Here is an 18,952-nt window from a genome sequence, read left to right as displayed (position 1 = left end):
AAATATGATGATGATGTGGCATTTGCGGTCTTCTCTAATGAAGATTAATGCCACACTGTTTTCGTGCTGAGTGGTTTTAATTGAGAAGGCCGATTAGAAATAATCGGCCTTCTTTTTTTTAATATTTTTTATGGAGGTGGTTTTTTATGAAAAAAGTGGTATTTATTCTGGTAGGAATTTTATTGGTATTGATGGGATGTAGTGAAAAAGAGAAAGTTTTTAAAATCGGAGCTACAGCTATTCCGCACGCTGAAATTCTAGAATTTGTTAAAAATGATTTTGAAAAGGAAACGGGATATAAATTAGATATTGTTGTTTTTAATGATTATGTACAGCCTAATATCGCGTTAGAAGAAGAACAGATTGATGCTAATTATTTTCAACATATTCCCTATTTAGAAGAATTTTCAAAAAATAAAGGATATACCGATTTAATTGCCGTTGCTAAAATTCATGTTGAACCAATGGGTTTTTATTCTAAAAAACAATTATCAGAATTTAAATCCGGTGATAAGGTTGTTATTCCTAATGATGCAACTAATGAAGGAAGAGCTTTATTATTACTTGCAAAAAATGGTTTAATCACCCTTAAATCAACAAATTCATTGAAAGTAACAATAACGGATATTAAAGATAATAAATATAATTTAAATTTTGTAGAATTGGACGCTGCATATCTTCCAAGAACTTACAAAGAAGATAATACTGTTGTTGGTGCAGTTATTAATACAAATTATGCTATTGAAAATGGTTTAAATCCTTTGCAGGATGCTATTTTTATTGAAGATGCAAATTCACCATATGCAAATATTATTGCAGTAAAAGAAAAAAATAAAAATAATAAACAATTAAAAAAGTTAATTGAATTATTGCAAAGTCAGAAGGTAAAGGAGTTTATATTAGAAAAATATAATGGGGCTGTTGTTCCAGTATTTTAAGGAGTGTGAATGTTTTGCTTGAAGTTAAAAACTTGAATCTTACATATGATGGATTAAATTACATTTTAAAAGATATTAATTTTAATATAAAAAAAGGCGAAATCGTTGGGATAATAGGACTTTCCGGAGCCGGAAAGTCCTCCTTATTGAGAGCTTTAACTCTTTTAAAAAGACCTGAGGGAAAAATTCTATTTAACAATATTGATTTAACCTCATTATCAGGTAGAGATTTAAGAAAAATTCGAAAAAAAATAGGCGTTGCATTTCAACATTATAATTTGTTATCAAGAAAAAATGTTTTTGATAATATTGCTTTGCCTCTTATTCTTAATAAAGAAAGAAATATTGAAAAAAGAGTCATTGATATTATAAAAAAAGTTGGTCTTGATCACCGAATTAAAGCTTTTCCATCACAATTATCAGGTGGAGAAAAACAAAGAGTGTCAATTGCAAGAGCAATTGTCTCAAATCCTGATATTTTGTTCCTTGATGAACCTACATCTGCGCTTGATCCAAAAACTACTGAAAAAATACTTGAATTAATATTAAAAATAAATATAGAAATGGCCATTTCAACTATTATTATCACTCATGAAATGGATGTAATAAAAAGAATTTGCGATAAAATACTATATTTGAAAAACGGAAGAGTTTATTATTATGGAGAAGTTTATAAATTCTTCTCAGAATTTGAAAATGAATTAAATAATGAATTCTATAAGGATGTTAATTTTAATTATAATAAATTAAAAGAAAGAACTGGCAAGATTATAAAAATTATCTTTTATGGAAACAATGTTGAAAAACCTATTCTTTATAACATTGCAAAAAAATATAATATTACTTTTAATATTTTATACGGAAAAATAGAAGAATTTAAAAATGCACCTTTTGGAAAACTTATAATTGAAATTGAGGGAAACGGAGCAAAGGAATTTATATATGATTTACAAAAACACGTTTATTCCCTGGAGGTGTTATAAGATGCATATTTATAATGAATTACTAAAAGCTACGTTAGAAACCCTTTATATGACATTTTTTTCAGGTTTTCTAAGCGTTGTTTTTGGAATTCCAATTGGAATATTATTGTATTTAACTTCTATTAATAATGATACAATTTCAAGAATTATTTATAGAATTCTTGATGGATTTATAAATATTTTTAGATCTATACCTTTTATAATTTTAATTGTGCTTGTTATTCCTTTAACTAAATTAATAGCCGGAACAATTATAGGTCCAAAATCAGCAGTTGTTTCACTAACTATAGCTGCTATTCCTTTTATGGCCAGATTAAGTGAAAATACATTTAATTCTCTTCCTAAAGAAATGCTTGATACCGCACATACTCTTGGAATGAATAATACAGAATTTATATTAAAAATGTTGTTGCCTGAAACTTTACCAAAAATAGTTTCTGATATAACTTTATTATTAATTAATCTTATAACCTATACCGCAATTGCCGGTGCTGTTGGTGCTGGAGGTCTTGGTGCTATGGCTATAAATTACGGCTATCAACGATTTAGATTTGATGTTTTAATTTATGATATTATTATTTTAATATCTATTACACAATTAATACAGGCTATAGGAAAAAATATTGAAAAAAAATTGTTATTATAAAAAATTCCCTGGGCTAAATACCAGGGAATTTTTTTATTTGTTATATGTTTTTTCTTTTATCTTTATTATTTTTATTGCATTATTCTTTATTATTACTTTCTTATCTTTTATTTCAAACACTCCTGAAGTATTTAAATTTATATTATACATAATTTTTGAAGTAATTCCTTTATAATACAATCCTCCTGTTTTTAGATCTATACTATACATTTTCCCGCCAAATGTTGTAATTTCTATAATATTATTTTTTACTTTTATACTTGCTGGACTTCTTTCCATATCTCTAATTATATTTCTTAATCCAACAGTTAAAATTTCTCCGTATGAGGTTATTATGTAAACTGTGTAATTATATTCATATAAAAATATGGGCTTTCCATGATATTGAATACCATGTTTTTTATCAAGCATCCCATATGGCGATATAAAATCCACATTTTCAACATCAAGAATTTTATCCCCATTTTTCGGTATCCATATGCTTCTTTTTTCTCCAAGTATTGATATACCAGATTCCAATTCAAAAATTGCATAAATATTTTCCATTTTAATTTCTTTTTCTACAACCTCTTTTATAAGAGAAAGAGTATAATTATTTTCACTTTCTGTCGTATCAAAATTTACTTTTTCGTATGGAGTTATTAATTCATATTTCGCAGGTGGGATTTCCATATTTTCATCCAACTGAATAGGTATGTTATTTAAAGTAGCTGGACCCGTATATCCAACAATTTTTAAATTTACCCATTTATCAGGAACTCTTTTTATACTTTCCCCTATCGGCATAGATACAGGTACATTAAAAATATTACCATTTTTGTATATGTTTATATATACTTCATTTTCCCAATTTATAAATGTTGATTTTACCCTATCTCCATCGTTCAATACTATTTCACAATCATTAGCCATAACATATATTCTTCTTGGATAATAATCTTTTAATATTTTTCTTATTAATATTTTATAATTATCAAACTTATCGATATATTCATTTCCTTTAAAATCGATTTTTATTTCTGGAAGATTGACAACAACGTCCATTCTTTCAGATAGAGTAGACGGTGGCGTTTCAATATCAGCATATTTATATATTTCATAATATATTTTAGAAAATAAAGAAGTAGGGCCTTTATAAATAAGCCCTATTTTTTCTTTAGCAAATATATTTGAGGATATTATTAAAATAATACTGAATAAAAGTATAATCCTTGTGGTGGTGCTGAAGCCGGTGCCTTTGACCTGCTTTTGGCCTCTAATATCTCTTTTATATATTCTGGTTCCCAATTTTCTGTCCCTACCTTTACAAGTGCTCCTACTATATTCCTGACCATTCTTCTTAAGAACGAATGGCCTTCTACCCTTATTAATATAATATTATTTCTCATTTTTAAAATTCTTATTCTATATATTGTTCTTACTGGATTTCTATCATCGTTTCCAGTTTTAAATGTCGTAAAATCATGTTCTCCTTCAAGATATTTTGCAGCTTTTCTCATTTTTTCAATATTTAAATCATATGGAAACCACCAAACTCTATCTCTTAAAAAGATGTTTGGTTCATCATTTTGATATATAAAATAATGATATATTCTTTTTGTTGCTTCATGCCTTGGAGAAAATTTATCTCTTACTTTAAGAACTTTTCTAACATATATATCTTCTGGTAGATTTGCATTTAAAGCATCTTTTATATTTTCAAGTGTCATTCTTTCATTTGGAACATCAAAAGCTATAACCTGTCCATATCCATGAACACCTGTATCTGTTCTTCCTGCTCCCCATGAAATTACTTTTTGTTTAAATATTCTTTTTAAAACTTTTTCAAATTCTCCTTGAACTGTTCTTACTTTTGGTTGTCCTTGAAATCCATTGAATTTTGTTCCGTCATACGCTACTATTGCTGCTACTCTCATTTATTTACCTCCATTATTTAAATACTCCCTTTTCTTTCAAAACACCTGTTTCCAATATTTTATAAGCAATCTCCTTTTCTTCTTTTTCAAGTAATTCTAGATTTTTTGAAAACATATTTTCATAAACACGAATTAAATAAAGGTTTGCAAATTTTGAAATGTGCATTCCAAGCGTATCAATATGTTCATCAGGAACATCTTTTAATTGATTGTCAAGCCACTGTTCATAATTTTCACGAATATTCCCAAGGTTTATTAATCTATTTAATTCATGAATTATATTATATAATCCTACAAATTCAGAAATTACTTCAATATAATCACCGTATAGTTCCCTTATTTCATCAGGTATAAAATCAACAAAGGTTACTTTTAAGTAATTATTAATTCTCTTATCTATTTTCAGGAATCTTTTCATTCCAACAAGATTCCCTACTTTTTCTTTTATTACAAAGTATCCGAGTATTCCATCGTTTTTTTGTTTTATATTTTCAATATCCTCTTCACCATATAGTTCTATTTTTAATGTTTTTAAATCAATAAATTCACATTTTTTTGGAACATAAAAATCTCCATTATTACACACTAATAAAAGATTAGGTTCCATAATTTCACCTCAAATAATTATTCCATTATTAAATTCACTACATCTTTTGCCATTTTTATCAAACTTTCTACTTCGTTTAAATTTTCTCCCTTTGCCATCAAATAAAACTTGATTTTAGGTTCTGTACCTGAAGGTCTACCTATAATCTTTATTTTATTATCATAATTCAATTCTACAACATTTGATTTAGGTAAATTATTTATCCCTTTTTTATAATCTATAGTTTCTATTAAGTTATATTCTCCTATTTTTACTGGTGGTTCATTTCTTAATTTTTCCATAGTATCGTTTATCTTTTGCATTCCTTTTATTCCTTCTAAGGTATATGAAACATTTTCTTCAAGATAATAGCCATATCTTTCATACAATTCATTTAAATATTTTTTTAAAGATTTGTTTTCTTTTTGTAAATGAGAAAATAAAACAGAAACTAATCCAGCTGCAATCACAGCATCTTTATCTCGTGCATGATCATTTGCAAGATAACCATAACTTTCTTCAAATCCAAAAATAAACTTTTTTTGACCATTTTCAGTATAATATTCTATTTTTTCACCAATGAATTTAAATCCTGTTAAAGTTTCTTCCAATGAAACATTAAACTCTTTTATAATGGGTTTTATCATGTCTGTTGTAACTATTGTTTTTACTATTAATCCATTATCTGGTAACATATTTAATGCCTGCAATCTTGTCAAAATAAAGTGGGCAAGCATAACTCCTATTTGATTACCTGTAAAAGTTATATATTCTCCATTCTCTTTAGCGTATATTCCCAATCTATCTGAATCAGGATCTGTTGCCATTATAAGATCAGCATCATTTTGTTTAGCCGCTTCTATAGCTAATTTAAATGCATCTTTTTCTTCTGGATTAGGGACTTTCACAGTGGAAAAATTTGAATCAGGAACTGCCTGTTTTTCAACTATAATTGTTTCAAATCCTAATCTTCCCAATAATTCTTTTACTGGTTTTAAACCTGTTCCATGTAAAGGTGTATATACTATCTTTAAATTATTTTCAAGTGAAGGTTCAAGAGATCTTAAAAAGCTTTCAAGCGTATCTATGTAATCATCAAATAATTCATCAGATACCCAATTTATTATTCCTTCTTCCAGACCATCTTCAAATTTCATAGTTTTTATGCCTTCAAAATAGTCCAATTTTTTTATTTCTTCAATTACTTTTTCTGCTATATGAGGTACTGCTTGAGTACCATCTGAGGTGTATATTTTATAACCATTATATTGCGGTGGATTATGACTTGCTGTAATTACTATTCCACCTGTAGCTTTTAATTGTCTCACTGCAAATGAAAGAATAGGCGTAGCTGTAACTTCTTTAAATATATAAACATTTATATTATTTGCAGCAAGAACAGAAGCTGCTGCTTTAGCAAATTCAAATGAAAATTTTCTTGTATCATATGCAATTACTACTGATGGAAATCTGCATATGCTTTTCAAATAATTTGCAAATCCCTGTGTTGCTTTGGATATAGTATGAATATTTATTCTATTTGTACCAGCTCCTATCTTCCCTCTTAATCCTCCTGTTCCAAACTCAAGATCCTTAAAGAATCTATCTATTATTTCATCTTCATTATCCTTAATTTCTTCAAGTTCTTTTTTTAGCATTTTATCGCTTTTTTCAAGCCATATATTTAATTTTTTATATGAAATTTCTTTTAAATCCATTATCTTCTCCTCCTTTTACTGCTAGCTTTCCACATATATTATACCATAATATAAACAAATAAAAAAAGGGCATTACGCCCTTATATTAATCTTTGGTCAGGAAAATATGAGATTTCAAATTTATCGTTAATCCCAATTACATCTATCCTTGTTTCTTCAAAGTTTGGTTTAAACTTATTAATATATATATTTGCTACTCTAATTATTTTGTTTATTTTAGAAATATTAACCCTATAGGCAGGATTTCCATAATAATCCTTCCCGCCTTTTACTTCAACAAAAACCAATGTATTTCCATCTTTTGCAATTATATCTATTTCGCCTATACGGGTAGTAAAATTTCTTTTTAAAATCTTAAAACCTTTCTTTTTAAGAAATTTTACAGCAATATCTTCATATATTTTTCCTTTGTTGTTCATGATTAATTCTGAATTCCAGGCACCTTCAAGAGATTATCCTTTTTATTTGGATATTCTTTTATTATATTTTCTATATATTCAGAAACTTTTTCTTTATCTTCATGAAATACATTTTTTAATATATTTTCAACAGGTGAAAACATGGGTTCAATATTTTCTGTAATTACTTCATCTATTTGATTCATATAATTTAATATTTCCTCTAAATCTTTTTTTATTATCTCTTTTTCTTCTTCACTTAATTTTATCATTGATAATTTTTCTAATTTGGTAATTAATTCATCATTTACTTCTATTTTCATTCTCTCACCTCATATTAATATAAATTCTATATATATTGCTGAAATTATTAAATTAACAGACACTATTAAAGCTGCATATTTAAAGAAATTTATAAAACTAATCTCTTCATTTTTAAATTGTTTTAGCATTGCAAGAGCTATAATATTTGCCGATGCACCTATAGGTGTAAAATTTCCACCTAAACATGCTCCAAGAGATAATGCATACCACAATGGGTTTAAATTCCCAAATGTTTCCGGATTAATATTTTGAAGATTTTTTATTACAGGGATCATTGTCGCCGTAAATGGAATATTATCTACAACACCTGATACTGTACCTGAAACACCTATAAGCATCATCGCAAAGCTTCTCATAGAATCTCCTGCAATTTTTGCAAGAAAATAAGTAAAGTCTTTTAAAATTCCTGTTTCTACAAGACCTCCCGTAATTATAAATAGTCCAAAAAAGAACAAAATTGTTCCCCATTCTACTTCTTTCAATATTTCTTCAACTTCATCTTTATCCAGTATCAAAAGTGCTAAGAAACCTATGAATAAAGCAATTGTCGAACTTTCCATTTCAAGTTGATGCTGAAAAATAAACATTAAAAGCGTTAATATAAGTAAAAACCATGATATTATAAAATCCTTTTTATTTCCTATTGCAGAATGTGGATCAAATGATTTTACTTTTTCCTGATCAATTTTAAAATTCAATGTTTTTTTAAACATTATCATTGTTATTATTTGCATTGTAAATAGGTTTATAAAAGATATTGGACCATTTGTTAGAAAAAATTCTGTGAAATTTAATCCGGCTGCACTTGCAATCATAATATTCGGTGGATCACCAATAATGGTTGCAGTACCTCCAATATTAGATGCCATTATTTCACCAAATATAAAAGGTAACGGATCTACATCTAATGAATCTGTAATTGCTAAGGTAATCGGTATAAATACCAATACAGTAGTAACGTTATCAATAATAGCAGACATCAATGCAACCATAAACGTTAAACCAAAATAGAGCAAAAATCCATTTTTCTTAAATATTTTCAGGGTTACTATTCCAAGATATTCAAATAATCCCTTCTTTCTTATAACCGAAACAAAGATCATCATACCCATTAAAAGATATATAGTATTTACATCAACATAATTTTTTATTGCTTCGATATGATTATCAAATATTCCAAATATCATCATGATAGTGGCGCCAAGAATCGCCACTATCGTTCTATTTACTTTTTCGGTAATAAGTAATGTATATGAAAAAAGAAATATAATGAGGGCTATAATTCTATCCATTTAAGAACACCAGCTTACTTTATATAATTTTGAATGTTATTCATCACTTCGTTAATTTTAACGGCATTTTTACCTCCAGCTTGTGCAAAGTCTGGTCTTCCACCACCGCCACCACCAAGTTCTTTCGCTATTTTTCTTGCGATATTTCCTGCATGATATTTTCCAACTATATCTTTTGTTACTTTAACAACAAAATTTACTTTTTCACCATTTTTGTTGAATAATATTATTATTCCGCTTCCAACTTTATTTACAGCAATATCAGTAACATTTCTCAAAACATCATTGTCAACCTTTTCAAATACTTTCATGTAGATCTTTGTATCTTCAAATTCTTTTACATTAAATGCATCTATAGATTGTGAAGTCATTTTTTCTTGAAGCCTTTTGATTTCTTTTTCCTGTTCCCTGATTTTTTCAAGAAGTCCCAATATTCTTGGAACCACAATTTCCTGCGCAGCTTCCAGATGTTCTGAAATTACATTTATTTTATCTTCTAGATCATTTAAATATTCAAGTGATTTCATTCCGGTAATAGCTTCTATTCTTCTTACACCTGCAGAAACTGCTGTTTCTGTTGTTATTTTAAATAATCCTATTTCTCCTGTGGAAGAAACATGTGTTCCACCACATAATTCAGAACTAAAGTCTGAAATCTTTACAACTCTTACTTTATCACCGTATTTTTCTTCAAATAATGCCATTGCATTTTCGCTTTTGGCTTCATCAAGACTTTTTATTTCTGTAATAACCTTTATATTTTCAAGTATTTTTTCATTTACAAGCTTTTCTACTGCTTTTATTTCTTCTGGTTTCATTGCTTCGTAATGTGAAAAGTCAAATCTAAGTTTTTCGTCTGTTACCAACGAACCAGCCTGTTTTACATGTGTTCCTAATACTTCTCTTAATGCTTTATGTAATAAATGTGTAGCTGTATGGTTTCTTTTTATATTTTGTCGTCTTTCTTTATTAATTATCAATTTAGCTTTTTCATTGCGTTTAATAATCCCTAATTTTACAACACCAAAGTGTCCTATTACTTCATTATTTATTATTTTAGTATCTTTTACTTCAAATTCAAATCCAGCCCCTTTTATTATTCCTGTATCTCCAATTTGTCCGCCTTTTTCAGCATAAAATGGTGTTTTATTTGTAATTACTACTACTTCTTCACCTTCACCAGCACTATCGATTATTTCTTCTTCTTTTATAATATATAATATTTCTCCTTCATCTTCTATTTTTTCATAACCTGTAAAATCTGTAGTTTTTATTTCATCACCAACAAATTTATATGCCGGATTCATTTTCGCATATTCCTTTTCACCAGCGGCTTCTCTTGCACGTTTTTTCTGAAGCTCCATTTGCTTATTAAATCCTTCTTCATCAATTCCAAAACCATTTTCTTCGGCTATTTCTTTTGTTATATCAAGCGGGAAACCATATGTATCATATAATTCAAATGCAAACTCACCATCTATTATTTTATTTTCAGTATTTTTCATGTAATTTATTAATTTTTCTGTTCCTTTATCCAATGTTTCAAGGAATCTTTTTTCTTCAGTTTCAACTATTTTCTTTATGAAATCTTTTTTCTCTATAATCTCTGGATATATATCGCCATACTTTTCAAATACAGCATCTATTATTTTATTAATAAATGGTTCTTTCTTCCCAAGTAATGCCCCATGTCTTAAAGCCCTTCTTAATATTCTTCTTAATACATAACCTCTACCTTCATTTGAAGGTAGTATTCCTTCTGATACAAGGAATGTAACTGCTCTCGAATGATCAGCAATTACTTTTATTGAAACGTCTGTTTTTTCATTTTCTTTAAATTTTACATTAAATACAGATTCTATTTTATTAATAATAGGCATAAATAAATCTGTTTCAAAATTCTGATATACCCCTTGTACAGCTGCAACAACCCTTTCAAGACCTGCACCGGTATCAATATTTTTTCTTGGTAATGGTTCAAGATTTCCCTTTTCATCCTGGTAATATTCTGTAAATACAAGATTCCATATTTCAACATATCTTCCACAATCATCATATGGAGTGCAATTATCAGGATTTGGACAAAGTTCAACCATTCCTGTATCAAAATATATTTCGGAGGATGGACCACATGGACCGGTTGGGCCAACAGGACCCCACCAATTATCCTCTTTACCCATTTTTAATATTTTGTTTTCTGGTACACCTATTATATCTTTCCAGATATTATAAGCTTCTTCATCGTCTTTATAAACAGAAACCCATAATTTTTCTTCTGGAAGTTTTAATACTTTTGTTAAAAATTCCCATGCATATTTAATTGCACCTTCTTTAAAATAATCTCCAAAAGAAAAATTACCAAGCATTTCAAAAAATGTTTGATGTCTTGCGGTTCTTCCAACGTTTTCAATATCATTGGTTCTAATACATTTTTGACACGTAGCTATCCTCGTATAAGTTGGTTCCACTTTTCCCCAAAATATTGGTTTAAATGGTACCATACCTGCAACTGTAAACAATAATTGCGGATCTGAAGGAATTAATGGAAAACTTTTCATTACTTTATGACCATTTTTTTCGAAATATTCCAAAAATGATTTTCTAATCTCTTCTGATGTCATATATTTATACCTCCATTATACTCTTAATATTTTCATTAAAAAATAAAACGTAGGTGCAAGGTATAATACTCCATCTATTCTATCATACATTCCACCATGTCCAGGTAAAATTTCTCCTGAATCTTTTAAATTATATGTTCTTTTTAGAGCTGATTCTGTCAAATCGCCAACAGTATCAACTATACCTATAGCAATTGCAAATATTATCGCTCTTAACGGGTCTATCATATTTAAATCAAAAATTTCTCTAATATATTCAAATATTATTATATATACGTACGTAAAAATTATTCCTCCAATGAATCCTTCTATACTTTTTTTAGGTGAATATACAGGTGCTAATTTATGTTTTCCTATATTTAACCCAACAAAATATGCTCCTATGTCATATACCCAAACAGAGGTTAGGGCTAATAATCCTGTAGTAAAACCGTAATTTAAAATAATATGATAAAAATACGATAAAAATAATGATATTGCTATTAATGCATATGTATAGCTGGTTATTACATTTTTATATTTAATATTATCTTTTAAAATAAATAAACTAATTAATGCAACTATTACTATTGACATTACGTATATTGTAATTGGATCAAAAAATATCAATCCTGCATAATATGTTCTTAATGTAAATCCGTATACCGCACTTGTAAAAGCTGCCATTAAAGATAAAAAGATCTTAATTTTATGATCAATATTATCCAGAGTCATTTCAAAATATTCCATAGCTGTTAATAATACTATGGTTGTTACTAAACCAATTGTTGTTGGAAAAGTAAATACAGAAAAAACTACTACCGGACCAAGTATGAAGCCAGATAGAGTTCTGATAAATAAATTTTTCTTATTTACTGCCAATATTGCCACTTCCCTCATCTGATGAAATACCACCAAATCTTCTATCCCTATTAGAATAATCTATTAATGCCTTTTCTAAATCATTTTTGGTAAAATCCGGCCAGAGAATATCTGTAAAATATAGTTCTGAATACGCTAATTGCCATAATAAAAAATTACTTATTCTTATTTCACCAGATGTTCTTATTATTAATTCAGGATCAGGAACATCAGGCAAATATAAGTTAGTTGAAATATCATCTATTGATATTTCTTTTTTTCCTGAAGATATTAATTTGTTGACAGAATCAACTATTTCCTGTCTTCCACCATAATTAACTGCAAGAATTACCTGAATTTTTGTATTGTTTTTGCTTTTTTCTTCTATTTTTTTACAGACTTTATATACATTTTCAGGTAATTCTTCAATTCTTCCGAGAAATCTCACTCTAACATTTTCCCTAACTATTTTATTTAATCGAGATTCTAAATATCTAACCATTAAAGAAAAAAGATATTTTACTTCTTCAGGAGGTCTTTTCCAATTTTCAGTGGAAAATGAGTATAAGGTTAAATATTTAATGCCAAAATCAGAAGCCCATTGTATTACATCTTCTGCAACTTTAGCACCTTTTTCATGCCCCATTGTTCTTTTTAACCCACGTTGTTTAGCCCATCTTCCATTACCATCCATAATAATCCCCACATGAGTGGGGATTTTTCTTATTGCTGTCAAGAGTCCATTATCTCCTTTTCTTTTTTATGGAATACTTCATCTATTTTTCCTTCATGTTCTTTTAATATTTTTTGTATTTCATCTTCTAATTTCCTTGCATCATCTTCTGGAATTTCTCCATTTTTCTGTTTTTCTTTTACTATTTTCATATCTTCTCTTCTTATATTCCTTAATGCGATTTTAAATTCTTCTGCCAATTCTTTAGCATGTTTTACCCATTTTTTTCTATCTTCTACAGTTGGATTTGGAAATTTAACTCTTACGACATTTCCATCTGTAGATGCCATCATACCTAAATTCGCTGCATTTATGGCTTTTTCAATTTTTGCACACAAACTCTTATCCCATGGAGTAATTACAACTGTTCTATCTTCCCCAACTGTTAATGTCGCAGTTTGATTTATTGGCGTAGGAGTTCCATAATAGTCAACCATTATTTCTTCAAACATAGCAGGAGAAGGTCTTCCTGTTCTTAATTTTTTATATTCATCTTCAAGATGTTTTACTGTTTTATCCATTTTGTTTTTAGCTTCTTTTAAAATAGGATCTTTTAATGACACTACATCCACCTCCAATTAATTTTTTATTTTCTTATTTTATTATATCATTTTTTATAATGAATATAAAGGTATTTATCAGCTATTATTTTTGATTCATATGGTTTACCAATTGTTTCGATAAATTTATCTAATTTCATTATATTTATTATGTTTAAAACACGCGGATCTCGATCTAATAGATTTTTATCAAGATTGAATACAAGTATCAAATTTTCTTTAAATTTTTCTTTTAAATATTTTATATCTTCAAATATATTTCTTGAATATTCCGGATTTAAATATATAATACTATCATATATCTCTTTTATCTTTCTATCTTCTATATATTCATTGTTTTCTATTGTTATTCTTTCACCAACAAATATTTTTTCTTTTGTATTTATTTCAAGAGTTTTTCCTTTGATAGCTCTGGAAATATTATATTTTAATTCATTAGAATTGAGCGGATTCTGAAAAATTGTATCAAAATAATTTGTAAATTTCTTTAAGAATTTGTCAAGCGCATAAATAGAATTGTATTCTGGTTGAGGAGAAACATAAAAAATACCTTTATTTTCTGATTCATACCAACATCTAACCGGATTAACCACAGGTAATAATGACATTATTTCACCAAGATTTACTACATCAATAATTTTATCTTCTGTTTCTTCTATATTTTTCTCATAATAGAAACCTGTATAATTATAATGACCTCCTTTTAAATCAGCAATTATAGGATTTAATTCCAATGCACTAAGTAGATATTTTTTTGCATTTTTAAATTTTTTATTTTTTCTATAATAATGATATAGTCTTAATCCTATAAAAGCTTTAAATTTTTTATTATCTTTTATAGAATCAAAAATTTGTAATAGTATTTTTTCGTAGGCTTCATCAAATTCTTTATTATAACTAATTTTTAGTGCATAATTAAATTTTAAAGGTATAAACACTTTTCCAAGATAATAATCATATATGGATAATTCATTTTTATTGAAACTTTTTAATTCAAATATCATTTCTATTTTTTGATTCATTTCATCTCTTAAATCTATATATGCTGGAATTATTTCTTCTGGATTCATTTGAGTTAATATATCTTCTATTAAAACCTGCACAAATTTTGCCAATGATTTTTCAAATTCTACAGCTTTTTTGTATTTATTTTTCGCTTCATTAAACCTTCCCATCTTTACAAGAGCATCACCAATTAATAATTCTATCACACCTTTTTCTTTGTCAGATGCTTCACGTCTCAATCTTCTAATTTTTAAAAATGTTTTTAATACTTTTTCATAATCCCTTAGTTCAAATAAATTGTCTCCATATGAAAGGAGTAACCCTACTATATTTTTTTCATTTTCAAAATTTTCAACTAAAAATATCAAAAATTCATATGGATCATTTTTTAGATTATCAAAAAATGTTTTTATTCTTTTTATCCATTTAATATGATTTTCAGGATAGTATTGAATGTTATTGGTAATTCCCTCTATTAATTTTTCAAGTATATATAATATTATTTCCTTTTCTTTCATAGTTTTTGCAGATATGAAGGTGTCAAACGTAATTTCCAATAACGTCAAAATTTTGTTTGTATTTTTTTGATAATCTATTTCTTCTATAATTTTTTCTATTTTATTAAAATCACTTTCTTTTATTTTAGATAAAGCTAAGTATATAATCCCTTCGTTTTTCTTAAATAATGACTGCATTGACCAGGTTATTTCACTTTTTCTATTTTCAAAAATATTTAAGTATTTTATAAATTCTAAAGAAACTTGCTTTAAATTTTTCCAATCCCTTTTATTATAATAAACATTCATCAGACCATAATAACAATCCAGATTCCATTTGGTTCCAATATTAAACCATTTTATCGCATCTTCCCAATACCCTTTATTCATTAATTCTACTCCCCATAGAAACATAAACTCTACTTCCATGGGAATTGGTTTATAATTTCCTTTTCTTAATTTTTCAGATAGCATTTCTGCCACTTTTTTTCCTATTTTCATTTTTTCAATATATTTATTGGCAATGGAAAGTGTTTTCATGTATTGTATTAAGTAGTATATATCATCTGGATTTTCTTTAAGATATTTTTCAATTAGAGCTAAAGTTCTTTCTGTTTTTTGTTTTCTTCTTAATCTAGTCCATATATAACCATAATGATATAATGGGAAATCGACTTTTACCTGTTTTCCTTTATAAATTGGTTGATTATGTACTATATTTTCATATTTCACTTTTCCATTTCTGAAAAATCTTGCTGTACTTGCTATTTCCGTAGTTTTTTTATCAAAATCCATATAATTAATTGTAGGTATATATACAGCTACTATATCTTTTTCTAAACTCTTTAAAAAATCACGTATATTGTTTTTAAGTTCATCTGATGCTTCTTCATCTGCATCTACTATAAACACCCATTCTGATGTAGCATATTTCAAAGTTTCATTTCTTGCATCAGAAAAATTACCATTCCATGGAAAGAAATATATTTTATCTGTGTATTTTTTTGCTATTTCAACTGTATTATCTGTTGAGCCAGTATCTACAAATATTATCTCATCACAAAAATCTTTTATACTTTCAAGACATCTGGTGATATTTTGTTCTTCGTTTTTTGCCATTATACATGCACTTATTAATCCTTTTTTCATATAATCCCCCCATAATTTTAAAAGAGTTTTATAATGTTATTTTTTTTAGCTTCGCTATTTTCATTTCCTTTATATATAATATCAATTTTTATTAAATGTTTTGATTCATTTGAAAGCAATAATTCCAATTTTGTTGCTTTTAATTTTAAAATTTGATATTCCAATAAATTGTTTTCGTTAAACTCTATTTTTATATAATCTTCCGATTCTGTTATTTCAGCATGTTTTAAAGCAAAATACATGGAAAGATCCATTTTTTCCTTTGAATTTAATAATATATTTAACACTTTATTTATTTTTGAATCTTCTGTAATTACATCTCTTGTTTCATCGTGATCCAAAATTTCAACTTTTTCATCTTTAACTTCTGTTTTCATATTTAATTCATATCCAATATTTAAAATATGTATATCAAATAAGATTTTTTTATTCTCTGAATATTTTAATTCTTTTAATAAATCTGAAAGTTTTCTGGTTAGTTTTATATAGATATTTAATCTCTTTTTATCTTCAATCTTTTCATCTAAAATATATTCAAGTACTTCTTCAAGAAATACCTCTATTTCTTTTCCTTCTTCAAATATCTCTCGAGATATTTGAAGTAATAATTCAGAATCACCTTTTAATATTGCATTTATGAATTTATCCAAAATACTTTTATCAAATAATCCTAAAACATCTATCACAATCTGCTCAGTTATTACTTCTTCAGATGAAAATTTTAATACTTGTTCAAGCAGTGATAAAGAATCCCTAACTCCACCCTTTGCTTTTTTAGCTATAATCCCTGCCGCTTCTTCTGTAATTTTTTTATTTTCTTTTTCTGCTATTGAAATTATATGTTTTTTTAAATCTTTTTCTGTGATATTTTTAAACTGCAATACTTGAGCTCTCGAAACAATAGTTTCAGGAACTTTTTCAAGATTTGTTGTAGCTAAAATAAATATTACATGTTCCGGTGGTTCTTCTAAAGTTTTCAATAACGCATTAAAAGCTTCTTTAGTAAGCATATGAAATTCATCTATAATATATACTTTATATTTTCCATGGACAGGCCTAAAATTAGCTGAATCTCTTATTTTTCTAATTTCATCTATCCCTCTATTTGAAGCCGCATCAAGCTCTATAACATCCATAAATCTTCCTTCATTTATGGCTATACAATTATCACATTTATTACACGGATTATCATCAACCGGATTTGAACAATTTAAAATTTTACTAAGAATACGTGCTGTAGTTGTTTTTCCAGTTCCCCTTGGACCAGAGAATATATATGCATGTGAAAATTCATTATTACGCACTGTATTTTTGAAATATTTTTTTATATGTTCCTGACCTATTAGCTCATCAAAGGTTAAAGGTCTATATTTCCTATACAAGGTTATCATAAATAAAAATACCTCCCAAAAACGTATTATTATAAAATTCTATCTCTTCAATTATACCATATCACTATAAAAATAAAAAGGGGGAAAATCCCCCTTTTTATGCCATTACAGTTTCTTTTAAAGCTTCTACTATTTCACAATCAAATTTTTTTGGACAATCTTTTTCTAAGATTTTTAATACCTTTTCTTTAGGCCATGGTTCTTTATATATTCTTTTTGCTGTTAATGCGTCATATATATCAACTACAGCTAATATTTTACCAAATAACGAAATTTCATTACCTTTCTTACCAGTTGGATAACCACTTCCATCATTTTTTTCATGATGTTCCAGTGCTCCTAAAGGTATATTTTTAGATAAAAAGTCTATATCAGATAATAGATTGGCACCTATTATTGTGTGAGATTTTATAATTTCATACTCTTCATCTGTTAATTTAGATGGTTTATTTAAAATATTATCCGGAATTCCAATTTTTCCAACATCATGTAATAATCCAGCAATTTCAAGCTCTTCAATAAATGAGTCATTATATCCAAGCTTTTTAGCTATTTCAACTGCCAAAACAGAAACATTTTTTGAATGTGTATGGGTATAATTATCCCTTAAATCAATTGCAGTTGCAACAGCCTGAATTAATCCTTTTATTGTGCTACTTAAATCATCATATACTTTTGAGTTTTTTAACTTATTTGATATTAATGATGAAAATATTTCCATAATTTCTTTATCTTGATCTGTATATTTCCCTTTTTTCTTATTTACAGCTTCTAAAACTCCTATTACTTCGTTTTCAAAAAATAATGGTGTTGCAATTAAGTTTCTTGTATGATATTTTGATTTTTCATCTGTTTTTTTAAAATGTTTTTTGCTTTTGGTTGTGTCATTAATTATAATTGTTTCTTTCTTTAAAAAACATTCTCCGGCTATTGAATCATCTATTGGAACGTCAATGGTTTCAATTTTACCACTTGCGCCACCAGAAGTTACATAGAAATTTAAGACATCTTTTTCTTCATTATACAATAATATAGCTGCTCCATCTGAGTTTAAGAGATTCCTTATAGTTTCTTCTATTGATTTTAATATGCTTTCTAATTTAAAGTTTTCAGTAATTAGATTAACAGATTCCAAAATATTTTTATTATGACATTTTGTACTAAATATTTCTTCAGCTTTATCTTGAGAAATATTATAAAACATATTTTTCAAAGTTAAAATTTTTTCTAAATCTTTTATTTCTATTTCTGTATATATTTTTATATTATCATCTATGGTTATAGCTTTTTCATTTTTTTCTCCATATACTTCTTGTTTTATTTGTAGTCCTACAATTTTCATTTCTTTCATTAAA

Annotated in this window: 17 protein-coding genes; 3 read left to right on the top strand and 14 right to left on the bottom strand. The window is 27.1% G+C overall.

Features of this window, described 5'->3' with window-relative positions:
• Positions 1-146 precede the first annotated feature (146 nt).
• The 3 genes from XO11_RS00425 to XO11_RS00415 are packed head-to-tail and all read left to right on the top strand — an operon-like array spanning position 147 to position 2,567.
• Positions 147-938: a MetQ/NlpA family ABC transporter substrate-binding protein gene (locus tag XO11_RS00425; RefSeq protein ID WP_014295615.1), complete on the top strand. Its 792-nt coding sequence runs from the start codon at positions 147-149 to the stop codon at positions 936-938.
• A 5-nt stretch (positions 939-943) separates the two neighbouring features.
• Positions 944-1,921, top strand: a complete 978-nt coding sequence (locus tag XO11_RS00420) for a methionine ABC transporter ATP-binding protein (RefSeq protein ID WP_232223905.1) — start codon at positions 944-946, stop codon at positions 1,919-1,921.
• A 1-nt stretch (position 1,922) separates the two neighbouring features.
• Positions 1,923-2,567 (top strand): methionine ABC transporter permease, encoded by a 645-nt coding sequence (locus XO11_RS00415; protein ID WP_014295613.1) that lies wholly within the window; start codon positions 1,923-1,925, stop codon positions 2,565-2,567.
• A gap of 33 nt (positions 2,568-2,600) precedes the next feature.
• On the opposite strand, the gene XO11_RS00410 is transcribed toward XO11_RS00415, so the two are convergent.
• The 14 genes from XO11_RS00410 to XO11_RS00345 all read right to left on the bottom strand — a co-directional run bounded on the left by XO11_RS00410 (position 2,601) and on the right by XO11_RS00345 (position 18,948).
• Positions 2,601-3,611 (bottom strand): hypothetical protein, encoded by a 1,011-nt coding sequence (locus tag XO11_RS00410; protein ID WP_156865344.1) that lies wholly within the window; start codon positions 3,609-3,611, stop codon positions 2,601-2,603.
• A gap of 137 nt (positions 3,612-3,748) precedes the next feature.
• Positions 3,749-4,483, bottom strand: coding sequence for a tRNA pseudouridine(38-40) synthase TruA (truA, locus tag XO11_RS00405; protein ID WP_014295611.1), 735 nt, complete (start codon positions 4,481-4,483; stop codon positions 3,749-3,751).
• Between the two features lie 13 nt (positions 4,484-4,496).
• Positions 4,497-5,090 carry a hypothetical protein gene (locus XO11_RS00400; RefSeq protein ID WP_014295610.1) on the bottom strand — a complete coding sequence of 198 codons (594 nt, stop codon included), beginning with the start codon at positions 5,088-5,090 and terminating at the stop codon, positions 4,497-4,499.
• A 17-nt stretch (positions 5,091-5,107) separates the two neighbouring features.
• On the bottom strand, positions 5,108-6,787 hold the full coding sequence (locus XO11_RS00395) for a phospho-sugar mutase (RefSeq protein ID WP_075780046.1): 1,680 nt from the start codon (positions 6,785-6,787) through the stop codon (positions 5,108-5,110).
• Positions 6,788-6,867: 80 nt separating this feature from the next.
• Positions 6,868-7,206, bottom strand: a complete 339-nt coding sequence (locus XO11_RS00390; RefSeq protein WP_014295608.1) for a YraN family protein — start codon at positions 7,204-7,206, stop codon at positions 6,868-6,870.
• A 2-nt stretch (positions 7,207-7,208) separates the two neighbouring features.
• Entirely contained in the window at positions 7,209-7,508 is a 300-nt protein-coding gene (gene gatC, locus XO11_RS00385) for an Asp-tRNA(Asn)/Glu-tRNA(Gln) amidotransferase subunit GatC (protein ID WP_014295607.1), read from the bottom strand.
• A 9-nt stretch (positions 7,509-7,517) separates the two neighbouring features.
• A complete protein-coding gene (locus XO11_RS00380; protein ID WP_014295606.1) occupies positions 7,518-8,801 on the bottom strand; it encodes an SLC13 family permease in 1,284 nt (427 codons plus the stop codon).
• A 14-nt stretch (positions 8,802-8,815) separates the two neighbouring features.
• Positions 8,816-11,422, bottom strand: a complete 2,607-nt coding sequence (gene alaS / locus XO11_RS00375) for an alanine--tRNA ligase (protein WP_075780044.1) — start codon at positions 11,420-11,422, stop codon at positions 8,816-8,818.
• Between the two features lie 15 nt (positions 11,423-11,437).
• On the bottom strand, positions 11,438-12,301 hold the full coding sequence (locus XO11_RS00370) for a phosphatidate cytidylyltransferase (RefSeq protein ID WP_075780043.1): 864 nt from the start codon (positions 12,299-12,301) through the stop codon (positions 11,438-11,440).
• Positions 12,270-12,998: an isoprenyl transferase gene (locus XO11_RS00365; RefSeq protein WP_014295603.1), complete on the bottom strand. Its 729-nt coding sequence runs from the start codon at positions 12,996-12,998 to the stop codon at positions 12,270-12,272. Before XO11_RS00365 ends, XO11_RS00370 begins: the two co-directional genes overlap by 32 nt.
• Entirely contained in the window at positions 12,995-13,516 is a 522-nt protein-coding gene (gene frr / locus XO11_RS00360; protein ID WP_050899172.1) for a ribosome recycling factor, read from the bottom strand. The genes XO11_RS00365 and frr overlap by 4 nt, the downstream gene beginning before the upstream one ends.
• A gap of 86 nt (positions 13,517-13,602) precedes the next feature.
• Positions 13,603-16,206, bottom strand: a complete 2,604-nt coding sequence (locus XO11_RS00355) for a glycosyltransferase (protein WP_175417946.1) — start codon at positions 16,204-16,206, stop codon at positions 13,603-13,605.
• Positions 16,207-16,223: 17 nt separating this feature from the next.
• Positions 16,224-17,597 carry a DNA polymerase III subunit gamma/tau gene (dnaX, locus tag XO11_RS00350; protein ID WP_014295600.1) on the bottom strand — a complete coding sequence of 458 codons (1,374 nt, stop codon included), beginning with the start codon at positions 17,595-17,597 and terminating at the stop codon, positions 16,224-16,226.
• Between the two features lie 97 nt (positions 17,598-17,694).
• Complete coding sequence (locus tag XO11_RS00345; RefSeq protein WP_217671568.1) at positions 17,695-18,948, bottom strand: HD-GYP domain-containing protein; 1,254 nt, start codon at positions 18,946-18,948, stop codon at positions 17,695-17,697.
• Between the last annotated feature and the right edge of the window lie 4 nt (positions 18,949-18,952).

It is taken from the genome of Marinitoga sp. 1138 (assembly GCF_013363265.1).
Taxonomy (GTDB): domain Bacteria; phylum Thermotogota; class Thermotogae; order Petrotogales; family Petrotogaceae; genus Marinitoga; species Marinitoga piezophila.
Note: the sequence above shows the minus strand (reverse complement) of the source record. Positions and strands in the feature narration are given on the sequence as shown.

Coding starts and splice junctions, on each gene's coding strand:
- gatC (WP_014295607.1), bottom strand. CDS start 7,508: ATGAAAATAGAAGTAAATGATGAATTAATTACCAAATTAGAAAAATTA.
- alaS (WP_075780044.1), bottom strand. CDS start 11,422: ATGACATCAGAAGAGATTAGAAAATCATTTTTGGAATATTTCGAAAAA.
- XO11_RS00395 (WP_075780046.1), bottom strand. CDS start 6,787: ATGGATTTAAAAGAAATTTCATATAAAAAATTAAATATATGGCTTGAA.
- XO11_RS00410 (WP_156865344.1), bottom strand. CDS start 3,611: ATGGACGTTGTTGTCAATCTTCCAGAAATAAAAATCGATTTTAAAGGA.
- XO11_RS00400 (WP_014295610.1), bottom strand. CDS start 5,090: ATGGAACCTAATCTTTTATTAGTGTGTAATAATGGAGATTTTTATGTT.
- XO11_RS00355 (WP_175417946.1), bottom strand. CDS start 16,206: ATGAAAAAAGGATTAATAAGTGCATGTATAATGGCAAAAAACGAAGAA.
- frr (WP_050899172.1), bottom strand. CDS start 13,516: ATGGATAAAACAGTAAAACATCTTGAAGATGAATATAAAAAATTAAGA.
- XO11_RS00390 (WP_014295608.1), bottom strand. CDS start 7,206: ATGAACAACAAAGGAAAAATATATGAAGATATTGCTGTAAAATTTCTT.
- XO11_RS00415 (WP_014295613.1), top strand. CDS start 1,923: ATGCATATTTATAATGAATTACTAAAAGCTACGTTAGAAACCCTTTAT.
- XO11_RS00380 (WP_014295606.1), bottom strand. CDS start 8,801: ATGGATAGAATTATAGCCCTCATTATATTTCTTTTTTCATATACATTA.
- XO11_RS00425 (WP_014295615.1), top strand. CDS start 147: ATGAAAAAAGTGGTATTTATTCTGGTAGGAATTTTATTGGTATTGATG.
- dnaX (WP_014295600.1), bottom strand. CDS start 17,597: ATGATAACCTTGTATAGGAAATATAGACCTTTAACCTTTGATGAGCTA.
- truA (WP_014295611.1), bottom strand. CDS start 4,483: ATGAGAGTAGCAGCAATAGTAGCGTATGACGGAACAAAATTCAATGGA.
- XO11_RS00345 (WP_217671568.1), bottom strand. CDS start 18,948: ATGAAAGAAATGAAAATTGTAGGACTACAAATAAAACAAGAAGTATAT.
- XO11_RS00370 (WP_075780043.1), bottom strand. CDS start 12,301: ATGAGGGAAGTGGCAATATTGGCAGTAAATAAGAAAAATTTATTTATC.